18 protein-coding genes are annotated in these 20,019 nt (G+C 59.3%); 10 read left to right on the forward strand and 8 right to left on the reverse strand.

Features of this window, described 5'->3' with window-relative positions:
• Nucleotides 1–164: 164 nt before the first annotated feature.
• Genes KQI82_RS00900 through KQI82_RS00920 form a run of 5 tightly spaced genes read left to right on the forward strand, consistent with a single transcriptional unit; the run spans nt 165 to nt 4,625 of the window.
• Nucleotides 165–701 carry an RNA polymerase sigma factor gene (locus KQI82_RS00900; protein ID WP_216557398.1) on the forward strand — a complete coding sequence of 179 codons (537 nt, stop codon included), beginning with the start codon at nt 165–167 and terminating at the stop codon, nt 699–701.
• Entirely contained in the window at nt 694–1,440 is a 747-nt protein-coding gene (locus KQI82_RS00905) for a hypothetical protein (RefSeq protein ID WP_216557401.1), read from the forward strand. The genes KQI82_RS00900 and KQI82_RS00905 overlap by 8 nt, the downstream gene beginning before the upstream one ends.
• Nucleotides 1,427–2,281 (forward strand): ABC transporter ATP-binding protein, encoded by an 855-nt coding sequence (locus tag KQI82_RS00910; protein ID WP_216557404.1) that lies wholly within the window; start codon nt 1,427–1,429, stop codon nt 2,279–2,281. The genes KQI82_RS00905 and KQI82_RS00910 overlap by 14 nt, the downstream gene beginning before the upstream one ends.
• A complete protein-coding gene (locus tag KQI82_RS00915) occupies nt 2,278–3,420 on the forward strand; it encodes a hypothetical protein (RefSeq protein ID WP_216557407.1) in 1,143 nt (380 codons plus the stop codon). The genes KQI82_RS00910 and KQI82_RS00915 overlap by 4 nt, the downstream gene beginning before the upstream one ends.
• Nucleotides 3,420–4,625 carry a hypothetical protein gene (locus KQI82_RS00920; RefSeq protein WP_216557410.1) on the forward strand — a complete coding sequence of 402 codons (1,206 nt, stop codon included), beginning with the start codon at nt 3,420–3,422 and terminating at the stop codon, nt 4,623–4,625. Before KQI82_RS00915 ends, KQI82_RS00920 begins: the two co-directional genes overlap by 1 nt.
• A gap of 50 nt (nt 4,626–4,675) precedes the next feature.
• Here KQI82_RS00920 and KQI82_RS00925 read toward each other — a convergent pair whose 3' ends face one another.
• Complete coding sequence (locus KQI82_RS00925) at nt 4,676–6,457, reverse strand: glycerophosphodiester phosphodiesterase family protein (protein ID WP_216557411.1); 1,782 nt, start codon at nt 6,455–6,457, stop codon at nt 4,676–4,678.
• A gap of 277 nt (nt 6,458–6,734) precedes the next feature.
• Between KQI82_RS00925 and KQI82_RS00930 the strand changes: the two genes are divergently transcribed.
• Complete coding sequence (locus KQI82_RS00930; protein ID WP_216557415.1) at nt 6,735–7,184, forward strand: flavodoxin family protein; 450 nt, start codon at nt 6,735–6,737, stop codon at nt 7,182–7,184.
• A 181-nt stretch (nt 7,185–7,365) separates the two neighbouring features.
• Here KQI82_RS00930 and KQI82_RS00935 read toward each other — a convergent pair whose 3' ends face one another.
• Together KQI82_RS00935 and KQI82_RS00940 are read right to left on the reverse strand one after the other, a co-directional pair.
• Nucleotides 7,366–8,247, reverse strand: a complete 882-nt coding sequence (locus KQI82_RS00935) for a nitrilase-related carbon-nitrogen hydrolase (RefSeq protein WP_216557417.1) — start codon at nt 8,245–8,247, stop codon at nt 7,366–7,368.
• 12 nt (nt 8,248–8,259) lie between these two features.
• A complete protein-coding gene (locus KQI82_RS00940) occupies nt 8,260–9,675 on the reverse strand; it encodes a sodium:solute symporter family protein (protein ID WP_216557420.1) in 1,416 nt (471 codons plus the stop codon).
• 238 nt (nt 9,676–9,913) lie between these two features.
• On the opposite strand from KQI82_RS00940, the gene KQI82_RS00945 reads away from it, so the two are divergent.
• The 4 genes from KQI82_RS00945 to KQI82_RS00960 all read left to right on the forward strand — a co-directional run bounded on the left by KQI82_RS00945 (nt 9,914) and on the right by KQI82_RS00960 (nt 13,822).
• Nucleotides 9,914–10,783, forward strand: coding sequence for a MurR/RpiR family transcriptional regulator (locus KQI82_RS00945; RefSeq protein ID WP_216557423.1), 870 nt, complete (start codon nt 9,914–9,916; stop codon nt 10,781–10,783).
• 415 nt (nt 10,784–11,198) lie between these two features.
• A complete protein-coding gene (locus KQI82_RS00950; RefSeq protein ID WP_216557426.1) occupies nt 11,199–11,705 on the forward strand; it encodes a CarD family transcriptional regulator in 507 nt (168 codons plus the stop codon).
• A 272-nt stretch (nt 11,706–11,977) separates the two neighbouring features.
• The gene (locus KQI82_RS00955) at nt 11,978–12,736 is read left to right on the forward strand and encodes an amidohydrolase family protein (protein WP_187332509.1); all 759 of its coding nucleotides are present in this window, start codon (nt 11,978–11,980) and stop codon (nt 12,734–12,736) included.
• Between the two features lie 72 nt (nt 12,737–12,808).
• Nucleotides 12,809–13,822, forward strand: a complete 1,014-nt coding sequence (locus tag KQI82_RS00960) for a succinylglutamate desuccinylase/aspartoacylase family protein (RefSeq protein WP_216557429.1) — start codon at nt 12,809–12,811, stop codon at nt 13,820–13,822.
• A 121-nt stretch (nt 13,823–13,943) separates the two neighbouring features.
• Here KQI82_RS00960 and KQI82_RS00965 read toward each other — a convergent pair whose 3' ends face one another.
• From KQI82_RS00965 to KQI82_RS00985, 5 genes are all read right to left on the reverse strand, one after another.
• Nucleotides 13,944–14,852, reverse strand: coding sequence for a LysR family transcriptional regulator (locus tag KQI82_RS00965; RefSeq protein WP_216557432.1), 909 nt, complete (start codon nt 14,850–14,852; stop codon nt 13,944–13,946).
• 105 nt (nt 14,853–14,957) lie between these two features.
• On the reverse strand, nt 14,958–16,169 hold the full coding sequence (locus tag KQI82_RS00970; RefSeq protein ID WP_216557434.1) for a M24 family metallopeptidase: 1,212 nt from the start codon (nt 16,167–16,169) through the stop codon (nt 14,958–14,960).
• Between the two features lie 131 nt (nt 16,170–16,300).
• Nucleotides 16,301–17,287: an ABC transporter ATP-binding protein gene (locus KQI82_RS00975; RefSeq protein WP_216557437.1), complete on the reverse strand. Its 987-nt coding sequence runs from the start codon at nt 17,285–17,287 to the stop codon at nt 16,301–16,303.
• Nucleotides 17,280–18,272: an ABC transporter ATP-binding protein gene (locus tag KQI82_RS00980; RefSeq protein WP_216557441.1), complete on the reverse strand. Its 993-nt coding sequence runs from the start codon at nt 18,270–18,272 to the stop codon at nt 17,280–17,282. Before KQI82_RS00980 ends, KQI82_RS00975 begins: the two co-directional genes overlap by 8 nt.
• A gap of 116 nt (nt 18,273–18,388) precedes the next feature.
• Nucleotides 18,389–19,987: an ABC transporter substrate-binding protein gene (locus tag KQI82_RS00985; protein ID WP_216557444.1), complete on the reverse strand. Its 1,599-nt coding sequence runs from the start codon at nt 19,985–19,987 to the stop codon at nt 18,389–18,391.
• Nucleotides 19,988–20,019 lie beyond the last annotated feature (32 nt).

The raw sequence follows: 20,019 nt of genomic DNA on the forward strand, positions 1-20,019 counted from the left end.
GCCGCAGGGCGGCGGGTGTGCCTGCCGTCCTTTTTGCAGCGCCCCGGCAGGAAGCCTTTTTAGATCAGTTTTTCCCTCCGCCTCCATACTACAGAAAATTCTTTTCCTTTTTCCGCAACGATGGTACGCTGGAATACGAATATAGATACAAAGGTGGTGAGGACGTGGAGCAGGAGGAAACGTGGATCCGGGAGATCCAGCGCCGGGGTTCCCGGGCCGCGGCGGACCATCTCATCCGCGCCTATTACGACGAGCTCTACCGGTTTGTCTACCGGCAGACCGGCAGCAAGGAGGACGCCATGGACCTAACGCAGAGCATCTTTCTGGCCCTGCTGCGCGCCCTGCCCTCCTACCGGCCGGAGCGTTCGTCCTTCCGCACCTATCTGTACCGCATCGCCTCAAACAAGGTGATTGACGCCCGCCGCAGGGCCAGGCCCGCGGCCGCGCCCCTGGAGGAGCAGGAGCTGCCCCTGGAGGAGGATTTTGCCGCCCGGGTGCAGGACCGGGACCTCCTCTCCCGGATCGAGTCCTACGTCTCCGGGCTGGACCCTCAGACCCAGACCGTATTCCGCCTGCGCCTATACGCAGAGCAGACCTTCCCGGAGATTGCCGCCGCCCTGGGCCTGCCGGAGCCGGCGGTCAAGGCCCGCTACTACCGTCTGATGGGACGGTTGAGAAAGGAGTTTGACCCCCATGGATGAGCAGAACATCCCCATGCCCGGAGAGGAAGAGAAAAACCGGGCCATCGCGCAGCTTCTCAGCGCGGGCCTGATCGCTCCGCCGGGCCTTTGGCGGAGTCTGGGCGAGGTGCGGCATACCGTCGGAGTGCGGACCCTTTTTGGAGGCGTGGGCGACTGCCTGTTCCTCTCGGCCCTGACGCTGGCCCTGTGCCTCCTTCCCATGGCCGCCGCGGCCCAACAGGGCCGCCTGGCCCCGGTGCTGTTTCTTCTCTCCCCCGCCCTCTACGCCTCCTTGCATCTTCTCACCGCCTGGAAGGAATCCATGAGCGGCACCCTGGACTGGAAACTGACCTGCCGCGTCTCCTTCCGTGCCATGACCGCACTGCGGATGCTGATATTCGGCGGCGTGTCGGTGGCGGTCTGCGTGCCGGTGGACGGCCTTTTGTGGACTCTGGCCCACGGCGGCCCGCCCCTCCTCTGGATGCTGGGCCTCTCCTGCTCCAGCCTGTTCCTCTATGGAGCCCTGTCCCTCCTCTGTCAGAGGCTGCGCCGCCTCCCGGGCCTGCTGGCCCCGCCGGCGGCCTGGGCCGCTCTTGGCGCGGTGCCCCTTTGCAGCGAGCGGGCCGCGGCCTGCCTCACCCGGCTTCCCACGGCGGTCTTTTTCCTGCTGGCCGCCGCCGGGCTGGCCCTCTATCTGCTGGAGCTGCGCCGCTATTGTCTGCATCATACGGAAGGAGGAAGCGCATATGCTTTCAGTTGAACATGTGACCAAACGCTACGGCGCCTTTACCGCCCTTGAAGACATCTCCCTCACCTTCTCTTCAGGGGTCTGCGGATTACTGGCCCCCAACGGGGCGGGCAAAACCACCCTCATCAAGATGCTCACCACCCTGCTTTTCCCCACCGAAGGCCAAATCCTGTGGGACGGGGAGGATATTCTGAGCATGGGCTCCGACTACCGGGGCCTTCTGGGCTACCTCCCCCAGGAGTTCGGCTACTATCCCAACTACACGCCCAAGCAGTTCCTGCGCTATGCCGCCGCCTTACAGTGCATCCCCCGTCAAACGGCGGATCAGCGCATTGTCTCCCTTTTGGAGGTGGTGGGACTTTCCGATTCGGCGGACAGGAAGCTGAAAAAATTCTCCGGCGGTATGCTCCAGCGGGTGGGAATCGCCGTGGCTATGCTGAACGACCCGCGGCTGCTGATTTTGGACGAGCCCACCGCCGGGCTGGATCCCCGGGAACGGGTGCGCTTCCGCAGCCTCATCCACTCCCTTTCCAAAGACCGCATTGTCATCCTCTCCACCCACATTGTCTCCGACATCGAGACCATTGCCAGTCAGATCGTCATGCTCCGGGATCACCGCCTCTACTGCTGTGAGAGCCCCGCCGCCATCTGCGGCCGGTTCCGGGGCAAGGTCTTTGAGGTGCCGGCGGACACGCCTCTGACCGGCGGACAATATCTTCTCAGCGAGGGCCAGAGAGACGGCGGCACGGTGCTGCGGATTCTGAGCGATGCGCCGCCTCAAACCGCCGTAGCGGTGACGCCGGGACTGGAGGACGCATTCCTTGCCATCTACCGGGAGGAGGGACGGTCTTGAGACAGATGGTCTGCGAGTGGCGAAAGCTCTTCCGCCTGCCGGCCCTGTGGGTGTTTTTGGCGCTTTGCCTTGCCTTCAACACACTTTTGATTCTGGAACACTCCAGCGGCCGGGACTTCTTCCGCGATGTGTCCGCCGTCGCAAAAGACCTGGGCCAGCAGGTGACTCCTTCCTTTCTGGAGGGTCTTTCCCGGCGCGGCGCCGGCGAAAGCCGGGACATTCTGATCGCCTCCACCGCCGCTTTGGAGGACATCTTTGAGACCTATGACACGGGGGAGCTTGAGGCGTTCTACAAAGGGGTGGTTTCCTCCTCTCCCCTGGCCGCCCGGTGGATGGAGTGGAAGTACGGCCTTCTCTCAGGCCGTGTGGCGCATTTGGCGGCCAAAGACGCGGCGCTCACCCTGTATGCCGGCCCCATCACCCACGACAGCCACCAGTTTCTTTTCTCCACTCTGCTCCGCTCCGTGGTGGCGGAGGGAGCCATTCTCTCCATGCTGGCCACGCTGTACCTTCTGGGCTATGAGCGGATGTTCCGGACCGAGAGCCTGATTTTCACCGCCCGGACAGGCAGGGCGCTGCGGCGGATCAAGGTGCTCTCCGCCCTCCCCGCCTCCCTGGTGCTCTACGCCCTTTTGGCTGTGGGTTCCCTATGCCCCTACTTTGCCCTATGGGACTACGGCGGCGTGTGGAGCGCCAGCGTGTCCAGCCAGTTCAACTACCTGACGGACATGCTCTACTCCCGTCCCTTCCTCACCTGGGGCGACTTTACGGTGGCGGGCTACCTTGCCGCCGCGCTGGCCCTTGGAGCGGCTCTGTGCGCAGCATTTGCCCTGCTGGCGGCGGTATGCGGCATCCTGATCCGGAACACCTACGGCGCCGCCTTGGCACTGATTCTGCTGTGCGCCAGCGGACTCAGCCTCACAGTCCTGCTGGCCCAGGCCAAGCTGTGGCCGCTCTACTTTCTCTCCTGCTTTCAGCCCGCCGGCGTGTGGCTCTGCATAGGCGGATGGTTTACGGAGCTTGGCCTCAGCGCCGCCATACCCTGGCAGGAGACTGTGAGCACGCTCTGGAGCCTGCTGCTTGCAGGGGCTTCGGCGGCCCTGGCGCTGCGGCAAACCAACAGAAAGGACCTCTTGTGATGGAACTTCTCAAATGGGAGCTTCGAAAAATCTGGCAGGGCGGCATCCTGGCCGCCATCGCCCTGTTGGGCGCCCTGTACTATTTCCTCTTCCCCTCCTTTTACATCAAATACTTCTGCAACGGCCCCGCCTCCCAGGCCCAGTTTGACCTCTCCGCCGCCTGGGTGGAGCGGTTCGGCCCCACCATCGAGCAGTCGGAGCTTCCACAGATCAGGGCGCAGCTGGCGGAGGAGATCGCGCTTTTTGGGACCCGTGCGGCGGCCATCCCGGCGGCCGTGGAGGCCGGCCTCACCGGCTACGATGCATTCCTCTCCTTTCAGAACGCCTATTATGAGGCTGTTCGGGTGGGCAACGGCCAGGCGGACATGGATACGGAGCGGTTGAACTATCTGATAATGGAAAACACCAACTACTATACCATCACCGCGTTGGAGGAATTTCTCCAGAGCTATGACGGCCGAGCGGAGCCCTCCCGGCAAGACCTGCTGGACATCGGGTACACGGACGTCATGATCCGCCGCCTAAGCGCCCTTGCCCAGCCGGACCTGCGCTCCGGCTATCTGCCCAGCGGGATGATGGACTCCACCAACGAGTACGCCAAAGGTCTGGCGGTATGGGCGGTTCTCAGCACGGTTTTGTTGCTCTCCCCCACATTGGTGCGGGACCAGCTGCGGCGGACCCGGGCCATGCAGTGGACCTCCCGCCGGGGCAGGCGGATCCTGACCGCTCAGATGGGGGCCGCCGGCCTGTCCGCCCTGGCGCTCTGGGCGGTCAGCATGACGCTCTACGCCTTACCGTTCCTTTCCAAGGGGCCGCTGGTCTTTCGTGATTGCAGGCTCTACAGTCTCTGGGACGGAAGCGCCCCCTGGTTCAACTGGACCTATGGCACCTATCTTCTGGCTCTGATGGGGCTGATTTTTGCCATCTCCCTGACCACCGCCGCCCTGACAGTGTTCCTTTCCCAATACAGCGCCAACTATGTATCCATGCTGCTCAAGTCGCTGCCTCTTTTTGTGGTCCTGGGACCGCTGAGCGCCGCGTGGATGCTGGACCGCGCCTTTTTCTTCCGTCCACTGTGGCCAAAAGCGCAGGGCTGCGCCTGGGTCTTTGCCGGAGGAGAGGCCGTCCTTGCGGCCCTGCTTCTGTCCCTTGGCCTGGGGCTGTGCCTGTTGTCCTGCGTCCGGCAGCGGCAGCGTCCGCTCTGATCCGTCTGCGCGTCAAAGCGCCTGAGAGGGCAAAACCTCTCAGGCGCTTTTTATGGGAAGAAGAGGCCGCAGAGAAAGTCCGCAAGCAATGTCTCCTCCATGGACCTCAGGCAGTACTGTGCCAGATCCGGATTGTCCGTGACGATGCCATCGGCCCCGCATTCGATGATCTTTCGGATCGTCCGCTCCGTGTTGGCGGTCCAGGCGAACACCTGCTTGCCCTGGTCACGGGCCCGGAGCACCAGCTCCCGCGTCAGAGCGGTGGCCTCCACGCTGTAAGCGTCCACGTATTTCAGGTCATAGGTCCGGGAGAGGAGCAATGCGGAGATATACACGGTGGCCATCTCGGGGCAGCGCTCCTTCGCCTCCCTGAGGCTGAGCAGGCTGGTGGAGGCGATGGCGCACTGGTCCTCCATGCCGCAGCGCTTTAGCAGGCGCAGCGTGTCCCCCACCAGCTCCTTTCCCCGGCCGTCTCCCTTGAGCTCGATCATCAGGCGGATGCGGCCCTTTGCCGACAGGAGCAGCTCCTCCAGCGTGGGCACAGGCTCCCCCGCAAAGCGTGTGGAGTAAGCGGAGCCCACATCCAGCTGCTTCACCTGATCGTAATCCGCGTCTTCCACCGCCAGATTCACGCCAGCCGTGCGCCGGAAGTTTGCGTCGTGCACCACAACCAGCGTGCCGTCCTTCAGCTGCCGCACGTCGATCTCCGCCATATCCGCTCCGGATACAATGGCCTCCTCCAGTGCCGCGGATGTGTTTTCCGGCCCGAACGCGGCTCCGGCCCGATGGGCCACCACCCATGCCGAGCGCCCGTCCGTGTTCCAGACGCGGCCTCCCGCCTCCGACTCACTGAATATCAGCAGAGCGCTCAGCGTGCACAGGGCGGCCGCTGTCCGCCGGACCGCTCCCCATCCGCCGGGCTTCACAGCCGCTCTTCCGGGCCTGACATCTCCACGGTATTGATGGAACAGCAGTACAACCACTGCCGATAAAAACGCGGAAATCAGGGCCCCCGCCGCAATGGGCCAGACCCCCTCCAGGGCAAACACCCAGGCCCGGAACTCCCCTCTGCCGGCCTCCTCCCCCAAAAAGATCCGCAGGCCAAGGGCCAGGAGGGCGACGGCGGCGACCGCGGCTCCCCAAAGCAGCGCAAGGGAGGCGGCAACGCACCCCGCCAGCCGTCCCGCCGTCCGCCAGGCTCTGCCCCGCAGAAGCCGCAGGCTCTCCCGCCAGGAATCCGGAAACGATCCCCCCTGCAGCAAGAGGACCGGAAATCCAAAGAGATAGAAAAAGGCCGCAAGGTGGGCCCCAAGAATGACCAGCAGGAACAGACACAGCGTCAGCGGCTCGCCGGCAAGATATTCGGAGATGAACTCCGGAATGCGCACCTTGCGAAGATATCCGCTCTCCACCGCAAAGACCGACAGCATCATGGCCGGGAGCGCCCCAAGTGCCAGCACCCGTTTGGGGTGCGCCAGCGCCGCCGCCCGAAGGGCCGTTTCCCTCCAGAGCCGCCAGAGCGTAATTTTCTCCCCGCGCCACCCCTTTTCACTGTAGAGCAGCAGGGCGGACAGCTCAAAGCAGATGAAAAGCCCCGCCAAAAGGGCCGCGCTCAGAAGTGCCAGCAGGGCCTGGGGCCGCTCAAAGAGCCGCGGCAGATTTTCCTGGCTCAAAAACGCCTCGCCCGCCAGTCCCGGCAGACGGCCAAGGATGGTCTGAAGCATCGGGAAGAGGAGGAGAAATCCGGTTCCCCGATACAGCATCTCAAAGCACAAAAGCACGCTCCAATTGTAGAGGACCATCTCCCATGCGGTCCGAATGCGCTCTTTCATCGCTGCGGCACGCACCTTTCCCAAGCCTTTTTCCAGCCGCCTTTCGCCCTGCGTCCGGATGCTCTTTTCATACAGCCTTTGCCGAAATCCCGCCTCTATACATCCGCGTCCAGGCAAAGTTGTTGACAGGGCGCCGAAAAGGTTATATGGTTGACCTGTAGCCGCATGTGAGGAGCGGACCATTCCGCCTTCCCGGCACGGGTTCCCCGCGGAGCCGCGTTTGAGACGGCTTTGACAGCGGCGCGCGTAACACAACAGAGTCTGAGGAGGTCATCGGATGAAGGCAATCATACTGTACGCATCCACCCATCACGGCAACACAAAGCGCCTTGCGGAATGCATGGCGGAGTACATCGGCGCCGATCTCGCCGATCTCACAAGGGAGGACGCGCCCGACACCTCCGGTTACGATATCATCGGCCTGGCGTCCGGCATATACCACCAATCCTTCCACGAAGCCATAAGGTCCTATGTGAACGACACCACTTTTGCGCCCCATCAAAGGGTATTTCTTGCGGACACCTGCGGCACCTCCTTCCGGGACTACACCAGAAGCATGCGAAAGCTGCTGATGGAAAAGGGCGTATGCTGGGCAGGCAGCTTCCAGTGTACAGGCTACGATACCTATGGGCTCTTTGGGAAAATCGGTGGCATCGCCAAAGGCCATCCCAATGAGAAGGACCTTCAGCGCTCGCGGGACTTTGTCCGGCGCATCACCCGGGAATAAGGAACGGCTTTCTTCTCTCTTTTTCATACAGGAAAGGACTGTCCAGACGGGGCGGTCCTTTTGCTTTGTCCCTCCTTCTTTGCCGCGGCATCGATGGCGCGGGGCACAAAAACGCCTCAGCCCCCGGATTTTTATCCGGGGGCTGAGGCAAGGAAACCTATGAGAGAAAGGAGAGAGTAAATTACTGTTTCCGGTACTTCTCCGGGCAATACCCCAGATCGGCGCTGTATACATCGGTGCGCCGGTTGGCCAGACGGCTGTTGGTGGGGTGGAAATACTTGCGCCGGCTGTCGCACAGGTCTACGTCGGCGTAGAGAATCTCCTCCCGGTCATTGTGGGCGGGCCCGGCAATGGGCGCTCCCCACTGGTCGGCAATGACGCTCTGGCCGGCAAACCTCACCGACCCGGTCTTACCCACACGGTCCGTTCCCACCACCAAGACATGGTTGGACAGGGCGTTTGCCATGCACAGCGTGGACGCCATCGTGTAATAGGGGTCCGGCAGATGCCTGGATTTCTTCACATCGCCCGCGTTGAAGGGGACGCAGATGACGTCCGCCCCCTGCATGGCCAGAATCCGGAAGGTCTCGGGGTAGTACGCGTCCAGGCAGACCAAAAGGCCGATCCGCCCGATGGGGGTGTGAAATACCGGCAGGCCCAGGTTTCCGGGCTCGATCCAATAGACTTCATCCTCGCAGGGGTGCAGCTTGCGGAATTTGCCCACCAGTCCTTCCGGCCCGGCCAGAACGGCCGTGTTAAAGAGGTCCGGCCCTTCCTGCTCCACAAGGGAGGCGACAATGTATACGCCATGGGCCTTGGCCATCTCCAGAAGAAGCGCTGTGCTCTTTCCTCCGGGCACCGGTTCCGCCACGGCAAACACCTGGGCCCGGTTGTCAAAGACACAGCCCGTGTTGAACAGTTCAGGCAGCACCATCAGCGTGGCCCCCTGGGCGCAGGCCTCCCCGATCATCCTGCGCGCCGTGGCAAGGTTTTTCTCCACCTGCCCCTGCTCAATATCCATCTGGACACAGGCTACCCGCGCCGGGGACTGATTTTTTTCCATGAAATATCCTCCTTACAGCTCCTGATAAACGGGGTTTTTGTGGTCCAGCTTGCTGAACACGATCATGGCAACGCCGGACGCAAGGCAGCCCCAGATGACATAGGGCACCACGGACTCAAACTGCATGGACACGGCGCAGACCACGATGCCGGCCACCATGCCGGCGATGACGCCGTTTTTCGTGATGATCCCCTTCTTGCGCAGGATGTAGCTGAGGAAGATGGGGCACACCAGTCCGGCGGCGGAATAGGAATAGGTCAGAACCAGCAGGCTCAGCACCTGGGGGAAGAACATGGCAAGGAGCGCGGCGCAGATCAGCACCGCCACGGACAGCACGCGGGAGATGCGCACGGCCTTTTTCTCATCCACATCGGGCTTGAGGACACGGTAGATGTCCCGGTTCAGGTTCACCACCACGGACTGGACGCCGGAGCTGATGGTGGAGAGGATGGTGCACACGACAAGGCCCGAGAAGATGGCCACACACCAGATGGGCATCTCGTTCATCAGCCATCCGGTGGCCATTTCGCTCTCAAGGGAGGGATTCATGGAGCGGACGCCCAGGCCCACGATCACAGCCCACACATAGGCCAGCAGGGCGCAGCCGGCGGAGATCAGCAGGCTCTTTTTGACCTTGTTCGTGTCCTTGCAGGCCAGGATGCGCTGGTAGTACATCTGGTTGGTCAGTCCGCCGGGCGTCAGGGAGAAAATCCACAAAACCGTGGTGGACAGGCCCACGCTGAAGAGGGATCCGGGCAGCTCCACGATCTCGGCAGGCACGGTGGTCATGATGTGGTTCATGCCGCCGGCCATATTCACCGTGACAATGGCCACCGCGGTGCCCACAATCAACATCAGGCAGCCAAAGATGAAGTCCGTCCAGGCGACCGTCTTGAGGCCGGAGGGCAGCACAAACAGCAGGCACAGAGCCGCCATGACGCAGATCAGCACATTGATGGGAATGCCGGTGATGGTGGTATAGAGCTTGGCAAAGGCCGTCAGGTTGGAGCAGCACCAGCCGAAGGGCACCACGATGGTCATGATGCCGGCCAGAATCCGCACCACCTTGCTGGGGCCGGTGTAGTGCAGCAGAATTTCCGGCACAGTGGCAAACTGGTGATCGCGCAGCCACTTGGCGATAAACATCAGGATGACAAAGGACAGCTGGCAGAGGATGCCGTAGAGCATGACGGAAAATCCATTGCTGAATCCGTTGCCCACCTGGCCCACCAGGATGCCGCCGCCCATGGCGGTGGCGAACTGGGTGCCCACCACAACATACAGGGGGAGCTCACGCCCGCCGACTTCCCAGTCGTCCACGCTGACGCTTTGATTTTTCTCTTTTTTGCGGGTCAGTACCATGCTGATCCCATAAGTAAGCGCAAGGGTGATGAGAATCGCAAGAATGATGATGACTGTCTGACTCATGATATTCCTCCTCAAATGATTTATCTCTCTATATCAAAGCGGGCCTCCCGCCTGAAAACTTAACTGTGTGTTCACAATATTATTATCTTTTTATGGTAATATAATAATATTATTACTTGCTGGGTAAAAAAAGAAACCTGCCGGGTCCGTTGTTTTTTTGTGGAATTGCCACTTTTTTTGCGTCTTCATTTTCGCTATACTGAAAGCAGGAATGTTTTGCCATACGGGAGGAAAACATATGCAGCAACTGCTTAAAACCATACAGAGTTCGTACAGCGCCCTGCCCCAGGCCCAGAAGGCGGTGGCTGAGTATATTGTGGATCACTATCAGGATATTCCCTTTTTGTCTGTGACCTCCATGGCCAAGGAAATCGGCGTCAGCGACACCACCATCATCAAATACTGCATGCAGCTGGGCTTTTCCGGGTTCGGAGACTTTAAGCGCACCGTTACAGAGTATGTACAGACCCAGTCCAACTGGCACGACCGCCTGGAACAGCATCTCACCGAGATCGAGGACCAGGATGTCTATTCCAAGGTATACCACTCAGAGATCGGAAACATCAAAAACACCCTTGAGAGCGATTTGAACCGGCAGAACTATGACCGGCTTCTCAATTCCCTGGATCAGGCGGAAAACATCTACATCATGGGATTCCGCTCCTCCTCCATCCTGGCCCGGTTCCTCTCCCTGTCCCTGGGCCAGCTGGGCTACCGGACCTATCCCATCACGCCGGAGGCCGGGGATTACTATGAGCTGGCCTGCCGTATGACGCCCAAAGACCTGCTGATCTCCATCTCCTTTTCCCGCTATATGTCGGATGCGGTGATCATCGCGGAGGCCGCGGCCAAAAATGGGGTTCCCCACGTGGCCTTTGCCGACACCATGCTCAGCCCCGTGGCCGCCCATTCGGATTACTCCTTCATCTGCGCGGTGGAATCCTACAACAACGCCCCCTCCCTGGCCGGCGGCTTTGTGCTGATCAGCACCATCCTCACCGGCTGCGCCCAGCGTCATCCTGAAAAGGCCAAATCCTACATGCTTCAGGTGGAGGAATTCTTGGGCGGCCATGGGCTGCTGTATCCTCTGCAGCCCCGGGAGCAGTGAATTTTCTTTTTATTTCTCTGCTGTGCATAATATCATAATAATATTATTATTTCAATTGTTTTTATTTTATAATTTAATTATTATGCAATCTGTTGGATTTTCCATGCCCTTTTTTGATCAAGTCGACGAAAACGGACTGCATTTGACCAGCCTCCTCTCCCTCTGCCCGGCGTCTGGAGCAAAGGGCCTCCTCCAGAGTTCGGGTGCGAACGGCGGCTATGCGATGGCCTTTCACCAAATATTCTGTTTCCCATTCCCAATCTTATGGGAAAGTAGCCAATTATTTGACTTTTTGAAAACTTTTCTGCACATTTTGCAAAAAATGTGGTATACTGAACTATACAACGTGCGGTTTTAACAAACGTAAGTCCGGTTGTTAAAGCTGCGCGTCTTTATATTTAAAGGAGGAACGGTCATGTTTGAGACGGGACAACTGGTTGTGTATGGCACCACCGGTGTATGCCGGGTAGAGGGGACCGGGACACCGGATTTGAAGGGCATCACCAAGCTCTACTATCTGCTGCGCCCCCTGTATCAGGACGGTGTGATCTACGCGCCGGTGGACAGTGAAAAAGTGCTTATACGGCCGGTGATCTCCCGGGAGGAAGCGGAGCGGCTGGTGGCTTTGATCCCCTCCCTCCACGTGCAGGCCTGCCGCGGCCGGACCCTGCAGCAGCTGGCTCAGCATTACCAGTCCATTGTGCAGACCAGCGACTGCCGGGAGCTGATGGAGCTGACCATGTCCATTTACACAAAGCGGCAGGAGGCGGAGCAGCAGAAGCACCGTCTGGGCATGGTGGATGAAAAATACATGCGTCAGGCTGAGCGGCTGCTCCACGGGGAGTTGTCCGCGGCCCTTGGGATCCCCTACGATCAGGTGCCGGCCTTCATCGCCTCCCGTGTGGGCAAGCCCGCCCAGTAAATAGCAGGCAGTCTTGTGAAGACTGCCTGCTATTTTTGTATTTTCCCACGCTTTCATAAAGTTTTTATATGATTAAATATAATTTCTGTATTGGACTTGTCGTGGAAATAGGAGTATTTTTTATGTAGCGAAGAATCGAAAGAATTTTCCACATATATCCGGTGTTTTTCCTTTGTTTTCTCATGTCCGCCTGGGAATTTCAGGCAATTTTTAGCGGGTGGGAGCTTGGAAAACCAACCGGCGTCAAAACAAATTATGAGGAGGTATACACTATGATTATTGACTTTCACGTACACATCCGGAAAGACAAGGGAACCGTAGACAACTTCCTGCGGGGCATGGATGAGAACAACATCGACATCTCCGTTGTACATCCCATTGTCCCCGGCGGCACGCTGGGCCTCTCCGACAACGAGTTTGTCGGTCAGCTGTGCAAGGAGCATCCCGACCGCCTGATGGGCTTTGCCTGCGTTGTGCCCACCGAGTTGGGCGCTGCCGACGAGCTGCGGGCCGCCCTGGACAAGTATGGCTTCAAGGGCCTCAAGCTCCACCCTCCCATCCAGAACTTCTCCATGGCCGATCCCCGGATCGCGCCCTGCATCGAGGTTTGCATCGAATACGACGTGCCCATTCTGATTCACACCGGCGGCATCTATACCCAGGGCGCCCGCATGGCGCTGAGCGACTCCTCCATCATTGATGACCTGGCCATCCGCTATCCCAAGTGCAAGTTCATCATTGCCCACGGCAACCCCTTCACCTGGGACCCCGTCATCGTGGCCAAGAACCCCAACGTATACATGGACACCTGCGGCACCATGGCCCGCTGGATGACCCTCTTCCCCCAGATCGGCCCCGCCACGCTGGCCCAGATGCGCACCAACGACCGCCTGCTGTACGGTTCCGACGCCAATGCGCTCAACACCGCGCGCTTCAAGGAGAACCTGCAGCCCATCCTTGACATGGACGTCTCCGACGAGATCAAGAACAAGATCCTGTGCGAGACCGCCAAGAAGCTGCTGAAGATCTGATTCCCTTTTGCGCGCTTAGGCGGCAGCGCCGCCTGTTAGGAAAGATTACAAAAATTTTAGGAGGTTGTCACAATGTCTGAGGTAACAATTCAAGGCCACAAAGTCGCTGGCGGTACCCGCGCATACTTTACCCTGCCTGTCAGCTACATGGCCAACGGCTCCATGATGGAGATCCCCGTCCACGTCGTCAACGGCGTCAAGCCCGGCCCCAAGCTGATGCTCACGGCTCTCTCCCACGGCGATGCCCCCACCGGTTTGGAAGTCATCCGCCAGGTGCTGGAGACCGTGGACATCGATCAGCTCAGCGGTACCATCATTGCCGTTCCCTGCCAGAACCCCGTTGCATTTGAGTGGAACCGCAGAAACACCCCCCTTGACTCCTACAACATGAACCGCACCTATCCCGGCAACCCCAAGGGCTGGTTCACTGAGCAGCTGGCCGCCACCATCTCCCCCCTGTGCGACGACGCCGATTATCTGATCGACTGGCACGGCGGCGAGTTTGGCATGGCCATCAACTATGTCCTGCTGAAGCTCAATGGCGGCGATTACGTGGACGAAGGCGTCCAGATGGGTAAGGCCTTCGGCCTGGAGTATATGTACGGCGGCAAGCCCGCCGGCGCGCTGAACTCCTATGCCGGCAGCCTGACCGACTATATGCTGAGCTTGGGCAAGCCCGCTATCATCGCGGAGCAGGGCCACGGCATGCCTTTGGCCTTTGATCAGAACGCCCTCTCTGTTCAGGGCGTGTTCAACGTCCTGAAGTACATCGGCGCCTATCCCGGCAAGCCCATCCTGCCCAAGAAGCAGTACTTCCTGCAGGAGCGTCCTCTGATGCGTCCCCGCAACGGCGGTATGTTCTATCCGGAATGCGGCATGGAATTGCTGAACAAGGTGGTTCCCAAGGGCACTCTGATGGCCACCATCCGCAACCCCCTGACGCTGCAGGTTGTCGAGCAGATGTACGCTCCCTGCGAGGAAACTGTCTTCCTGATGATGCGCGGCTGGATGAGCGTAGTCAATCCCGGCGGCTATGCTTACATCATGGGCGAGCGCAAGACTGCCAAGGTCTTTGAAAACGAATAAACTCCATCCACCCCATAAAAAGAATGCGCCCTGCCTTTTGGCAGGGCGTATTCTTTTGCATAAACAGGTCCGGCGCTTCAATCGCAGGACCTGTCTTCTCAATTGCGCCGAACCGCAGTCCTCAATGTTTATCAAAATTGAGCGGCGCAGACTCCTCCACAAAGGAGATGAACTGCTTGGCGGCGCTGTTATAGGCCCGCTCCGTGCTGTAGAGCATGCACACGCTGCGCTTGACCGGGTGGTCGCTGATCCGCAGCAGCGAAATCTTGTCCAGGCTCAATGTAGGCAGGCGGGGCGCGATGGTCACGCCCACACCTGCCTCCACATAGGAGATCAGCGCCTCGGTATTGTTGACGGAGAACACGATCTTTGGAATCACATCCATGCTTTTGAAGTATTCATCCATCTGTCTTCGGAGTCCCTTCTCCGGATTGATGGCCACATAGCTCTCGTCCTTAATCTCATCAAATTTGACGCTGGTCCGCTTTGCCAGGCGGTGGGTTTTGGGCACCAGCAGATAGAGCTCCTGCTCATAGACGGGATACATCACCAGGGGCGTGTCAAAGGTGTTGCGGTAAGGCCCGGCAGCAAAGGCCACGTCGATCTCCTTGGTGTTGATGCGCTCCATCATGTCGTCGATGACACAGGGCACAAAGTTGATGGGCTGGTCGTGATGGCCAAGGAAATTGTAGTAGAGCTCAATCACCGGCGGCAGGAAATCCAGGCTGAGGGAAAAGAGGTATCCCACATTGATCTGCTCCGCCTGGGCATCCTTTTTGTCCCGCACCGCCGCAACGCCGTCGGCCAGATCGGAAAGGACCCGCTTGGCATAGGGGTAGAACAGCTCCCCATACTCTGTGCGGCAGAATTGCTTTCCTTTTTTGGAAAACAGTTTGACCCCCATCTCCCGCTCCAGCTCGCCGATGGCATAGCTGAGGCAGGGCTGCGAGACGTGCATCCTGCTGGCAGCCTTGGTGTAATGCATCTCCTCGCAGATGGCACAAAAATACGTGATCTGTTGCAGCGTCATGCTTCCTTCCTCCCCTATCCAAAGTTTACTTACTTCCAATTTCTATTATAGCGGCTTTCCCTCTCTATTGCAAAGCCAATTTGCACCTGACTCCTGATCCATTTCTCAAGTGCAGATGATCTCCTCCAAGTCCTTGGGGAAGTAGGTCAGCTGTTCCACGCCGGTCTGCGTAATGTGCAGCGTGTCTGAGACGCGGAAACCTCCCAGCCCCTCCACATAGAGTCCAGGCTCCACGGTCATGCACATGCCGGGCTGGAGCACCGTATCATCCCCGATGTCAAAGAAGGGGATCTCGTGGCCCTCGGTGCCGATGGCATGGCCGGTATGGTGGCGCCAGCAGTCCTGAAGACCGTTTTCCCGGTAGAACCGGCGCATCTCCCGGTCCACCTCGCTGCACCGCACGCCGGGCTTGATGACGCTGAAGGCGGTCTTCTGTGCCTCCAGAGCGAGGTTGTAGTAGCGCAGCTGCTCCGGCGAGGGCTCGCCCACAAAGAGCACCCGCTCCATCTCCGTAAAATAGCCCTGGATATAGGCGTTGGTGCCTGTCACCAAGCCGTCGCCTTCCTTCAGCTTGGCATTGATGACCACCGCGTGGGGCAGCGCGGCGTTCTTGCCCACCTGGCCCCGGAACACCGCCCGGACGCCGTCTCTGTCCATGCCGCTCATGCGGTAGTGGGGCCCAAACGCCTTCAGCATGGCGGAGGCGGTTTCCGAGGAGGCGCGCAGGCAGATCTCTATCTCCCCCAGACCAGGCTTGCTGTACTCCTTGAGCAGCACGTGGGCCAGGTTGCTCCACTTGGAGCTCTCCCGCATCAGCATCAGCTCAAAGGGCGATTTGATCCTGCGCAGCTCAGGCACCAGATGGGGAAAAAGCGTCAGCTTCATCTCCGGGCACAGTTCCTTCAGGGCCGGTCCACGGTAGCCCCAGGCGCTGGAATAGCCGCCCGCGTCCGCCGCCAAAAAGGCGCTGGTCAAATGCAGCTCCTCCAGCAGCTGGCGCAGCTTCTCCATGGGATGGACCTCGTCCGGGTATTCAGTGTAGCAGACCACCCTGCAGCCCTTGACTGTCAGCTCCACATGCTCCACCTCCATGCGGGGGACAAAGAGAATGTTCTCCTTCCCCGGGATGTGGATCAGAACCACCGGACGCTCCGTCTGGCTCAGGGCGCAGCCGGTGAGGTAGAAGATGGACCGGGCGGAGAAGACCAGCATGGCCTCCGCGCCGCCAAGCGCCGCGTCCAACTTTTTCTGGCGGCTCTCAAACTCCTCTATCGGAGGGATCAGGGGACTGGACAGGGAAATATGACTTAGATTCATGGCGTGCTCCTTTCAAAATGGGGGGCCGGGGATTGGCTCCGGTCCGCTTGTGGCTGTGCCGGACGAAACCCGGCACGCAAAAACACCGGACAGGTCCTGCATCCATGCGTCCTGTCCGGTGTATGAATTTCCTATTTTTGCAGCTGCTGGCAGAAGTGGCACGCGGAATAGTGACCGGGGCAGATCTCCCGGTATTCAGGCTCCTCCTGCTCGCAGATCTCTTTCCGGTAAGGACAGCGCGTATGGAAGCGGCAGCCTTTCGGCGGATTTTTGGGGCTGGGCAGGTCTCCTTCCAGGACAATGCGGTTTTGCGCCTTTCCGGGGTCCGGCACGGGAATGGCCGACAGCAGCGCCTTGGTATAGGGGTGCTGCGGATTCTCAAACAGCTCCTGGGTGGGGGCCAGCTCCACAATCTTGCCCAGATACATCACGCCCACACGCCTGGAGACGTGACGGATCACGTTCATGGCATGGGAGATGAAGATATAGGTCAGGTCCAGCTCCTCCTGCAAATCGTTGAGCAGGTTCAGAATCTGGGACTGAATCGACACGTCCAGCGCGGAAACCGCCTCGTCGCACAGCACCAGCTTGGGCATCAGAATCAGGGAACGGGCGATGCTGATGCGCTGGCGCTGGCCGCCGGAGAACTCATGGGCATAGCGGTCATAAACATATTCCCGCAGACCCACCTTGGCCAGCATATCGATGGCCCGCTGGCGGCGTTCCTCCGGGTCTGTGACGCCGTTGACCAGCATGGGCTCCTCCACAATTTTGCCCACCGGCATGCGGGGGTCCAGGGAGGAGTAGGGGTCCTGGAAAATGATCTGAATGTTCTTGCGGATGGGGCGCAGCTGATCTTTGGTAAGATGCGTGATGTCCTGCCCCATGAATTTGATGCTTCCCTCGGTGACATTTTCAATCCGGATAACGCTGCGGGCCAAGGTGCTCTTTCCGCAGCCGGACTCGCCCACCAAACCCAGCGTCTCTTTGGGATAGACGTCCAGGGAGACGCCGTCCACCGCGTGGACGAATCCCTTTTTGTCCTTTCCAAAGCCGTTGTTAAAGGGGAAGTAGGTTTTTAAATCCCGAATTTCGAGCAAGGGCTCCCGATCAGCCATTTTCTTTGCTCCTTTCCGCCCGCTCCTCCGGCGTAAAATAGCAGGCATACTTGCCGCCATTCAGCTTGCGGAGCTCCGGCATCTCTACCTTGCATTTGTCCTGGCAGTATACACAGCGGTTATGGAACCGGCAGCCTTCCGGGAAATTCTCCGGGTTGGGCACATTGCCGCGAATGATGTCCAGACGGTCTTTGTCCATATCCACACGGGGAATACAGCGCAGCAAACCTTCGGTGTAGGGGTGCTTGGGGTGGTAGAAAATCTCCTGGGGAGTTCCCTCCTCCACGATCTTTCCCGCATACATGACCACGATGTAGTCCGCGATCTCCGCCACAACGCCAAGATCGTGGGTGATAAACATGACGGCCATGCCCTTTTTACCCTGCAAATCCTTGATGATCTGCAGGATCTGGGCCTGGATGGTCACATCCAGGGCGGTGGTGGGCTCGTCCGCGATCAGCAGCTCAGGATCGCAGGCCATGGCCATGGCGATCATGACGCGCTGGCGCATACCGCCGGAGAGCTGATGGGGATAGCACTTTGCAATCCGCTCCGGATCGGGCACGCCGACCAGCTTCAGCATTTCCACCGCTTTGGCCCAGGCCTCTTTCTTATCGTCCTTGGCGTGGATTTTGTATGCCTCTCCAATCTGCTTGCCCACCTGGTGAACCGGGTTCAAAGAGGTCATGGGCTCCTGGAAAATCATCGAAATCTCACTGCCGCGGATCTTCCGCATTTCCTGGGGGGATAGAGTCAGCAGGTCTTTGTCCTTAAACCAGACATTCCCGCCTGCATAAATTCCGTTGTCCGCCAAAAGATGGAGGATCGACAGGGCTGATGCGCTTTTCCCGCAGCCGGATTCGCCAACAACGCAAAGCGTTTCCCCTTTGTTGATCTTAAATGTGATCTCATCAACGGCAGTTACAACACCCCTGGGCGTATTAAACTGTACCTTTAGGTTCTGTACATCCAGCAAAGTGTCCATATTACTCCTCCGACATGGGTGTTTTGGTATCCCGCAGCTCATCCCTGCGTCCCTGTTTCCGGCCCGGAGGGGAATTTACCCCCTCCGAACCGGAACAAGTCAAAATTGCTTCTTTTTTACTTGGCAGCGATATCCTTGCCCAGGACATACTGGTCCAGGCGAGGAGTCCAGTCGATCTTCTCGCTGATGCCATAGATATCAACCTGCTGCCACAGGAAGATGTAGGGGCAATCCTCGTAGAGCTTGGCCTGGAGCTCCTGGGCCACGCCGGCGCGCTCATCCTCGGGAACGGCGCGCAGCTGGGCGATCAGGGCGTCGACCTCGCTGTTGCTGTAATAGCTTGTGATGCCGCCGGTCTCAATGGCGCCGGCCAGATGGCCGTCGGGGGTCTGGGGCTTGGAACCCCAGTTCCAGCCGAAGATTCCCTTCACGGCGTGGGCATCCTGGCCATTGATCAGCTGGGCGCGCAGGGCGTTATACTCCACCTCGGTGACGTTGACGGTCAGGCCGATGTCCTCCAGGTAGCCGGCAATTGCCAAGCAGGTCTCCTCGCACTTGAGGAACATCTGAGGCGTGTAGTACAGATCCAGGGTGAAGCCGTCGGCATAGCCGGCCTCCGCCAGAAGGTCCTTGGCCTTGGCGGGATCATAGGAATATGCGCCCTCGGGGCCGGAGGTCTTCTCATCATAGCCCACATAGTCGGGACGCCAGATGGTGGCCAGCTTCTCAGCATTGCCCATGTAAACGCTGTTGATGATGGTGTCGCGGTCAATGGCATAGTTCAGGGCCTGACGGACGCGGACGTCCTGCAGCTCCTTGGGGCTGTCGGCATTGAGGGTGTCGATGCCGATGTAGGCGACGCGCTTGCTCAGGGCGGAAACCGCGGTATAGCCCTCATAGCCGTTGACGGTATCAATATAGTCGGGGTTCAGATCCAGAACGATGTCCACGCTGCCGGCCATCAGTTCGGCAAGGCGGGTGGAAATCTCGGGGATGGTGCGGAAGGTCATCTTCTTGCAGTCGGGAGCGCCGTCCCAGTAGTCTTCGTTGGCGACCAGCTCAATGTAATCGTTGGTGGCCCACTTGCCTAACTTATAGGGACCGCAGCCCACAGGCTGGGTGCCGAAGCCGTCGGCTCCAACTTCCTCACAGTACTTGGCAGGCAGGATCGCCATATCATAGAGACGGGTGGGCATATCGTTGCAGGGCTCTGCGGTGTGCAGATCAACGGTATATTCATCCACGGCGGTCCAAGAGTCCAGCACCTTCAGGTTGTAGGTGGTGCGGCCGGAGTCGGGTTCAAAGATACGATCCAGTGTATAGGTCACACTCTCGGCGTTGAAGGGCTCGCCGTTGGTGAAGGTGACGCCTTCTCTCAGCTTAAAGCGCCAGGTGTTGTCGTCGGGCTGCTCCCAAGAGGTCGCGAGGCAGGGAACCACCTCTTTGCCGTCGGGGCTCATGCGAACCAGGTAGTCAAACAGGTTGTAGCTCATATTGCCGCCGGCGGCCGCGCCGGACAGCTGGGGATCCAAGGATTCAGGCTCTGCCGCGGACGCAACAATCACCTCAAAGCTCTTGTCGGTTTCGCCGCTGCCGGAGCCGGAGGCGCTGCCGGAACCAGAGGCGCTGCCGCCGTTTCCTCCGCAGGCCACGAGCCCAAAGACCATGACGCCCGCCATCAGCAGGGTAAATAAGGACTTCGCTGTTCTTTTCATGTTTCCACACTCCTTGATCTTATATTTTCACT

This window comes from Dysosmobacter acutus (assembly GCF_018919205.1).
Classification (GTDB): Bacteria; Bacillota; Clostridia; order Oscillospirales; family Oscillospiraceae; genus Oscillibacter; species Oscillibacter acutus.

Excerpts from the sequence above, each read along its gene's own strand:
- KQI82_RS00940 (WP_216557420.1), bottom strand. The coding sequence starts at position 9,675 with ATGAGTCAGACAGTCATCATCATTCTTGCGATTCTCATCACCCTTGCG.
- KQI82_RS00955 (WP_187332509.1), top strand. The coding sequence starts at position 11,978 with ATGATTATTGACTTTCACGTACACATCCGGAAAGACAAGGGAACCGTA.
- KQI82_RS00905 (WP_216557401.1), top strand. The coding sequence starts at position 694 with ATGGATGAGCAGAACATCCCCATGCCCGGAGAGGAAGAGAAAAACCGG.
- KQI82_RS00950 (WP_216557426.1), top strand. The coding sequence starts at position 11,199 with ATGTTTGAGACGGGACAACTGGTTGTGTATGGCACCACCGGTGTATGC.
- KQI82_RS00960 (WP_216557429.1), top strand. The coding sequence starts at position 12,809 with ATGTCTGAGGTAACAATTCAAGGCCACAAAGTCGCTGGCGGTACCCGC.
- KQI82_RS00985 (WP_216557444.1), bottom strand. The coding sequence starts at position 19,987 with ATGAAAAGAACAGCGAAGTCCTTATTTACCCTGCTGATGGCGGGCGTC.
- KQI82_RS00935 (WP_216557417.1), bottom strand. The coding sequence starts at position 8,247 with ATGGAAAAAAATCAGTCCCCGGCGCGGGTAGCCTGTGTCCAGATGGAT.
- KQI82_RS00965 (WP_216557432.1), bottom strand. The coding sequence starts at position 14,852 with ATGACGCTGCAACAGATCACGTATTTTTGTGCCATCTGCGAGGAGATG.
- KQI82_RS00945 (WP_216557423.1), top strand. The coding sequence starts at position 9,914 with ATGCAGCAACTGCTTAAAACCATACAGAGTTCGTACAGCGCCCTGCCC.
- KQI82_RS00930 (WP_216557415.1), top strand. The coding sequence starts at position 6,735 with ATGAAGGCAATCATACTGTACGCATCCACCCATCACGGCAACACAAAG.
- KQI82_RS00970 (WP_216557434.1), bottom strand. The coding sequence starts at position 16,169 with ATGAATCTAAGTCATATTTCCCTGTCCAGTCCCCTGATCCCTCCGATA.
- KQI82_RS00920 (WP_216557410.1), top strand. The coding sequence starts at position 3,420 with ATGGAACTTCTCAAATGGGAGCTTCGAAAAATCTGGCAGGGCGGCATC.
- KQI82_RS00925 (WP_216557411.1), bottom strand. The coding sequence starts at position 6,457 with ATGAAAGAGCGCATTCGGACCGCATGGGAGATGGTCCTCTACAATTGG.
- KQI82_RS00980 (WP_216557441.1), bottom strand. The coding sequence starts at position 18,272 with ATGGACACTTTGCTGGATGTACAGAACCTAAAGGTACAGTTTAATACG.
- KQI82_RS00910 (WP_216557404.1), top strand. The coding sequence starts at position 1,427 with ATGCTTTCAGTTGAACATGTGACCAAACGCTACGGCGCCTTTACCGCC.
- KQI82_RS00975 (WP_216557437.1), bottom strand. The coding sequence starts at position 17,287 with ATGGCTGATCGGGAGCCCTTGCTCGAAATTCGGGATTTAAAAACCTAC.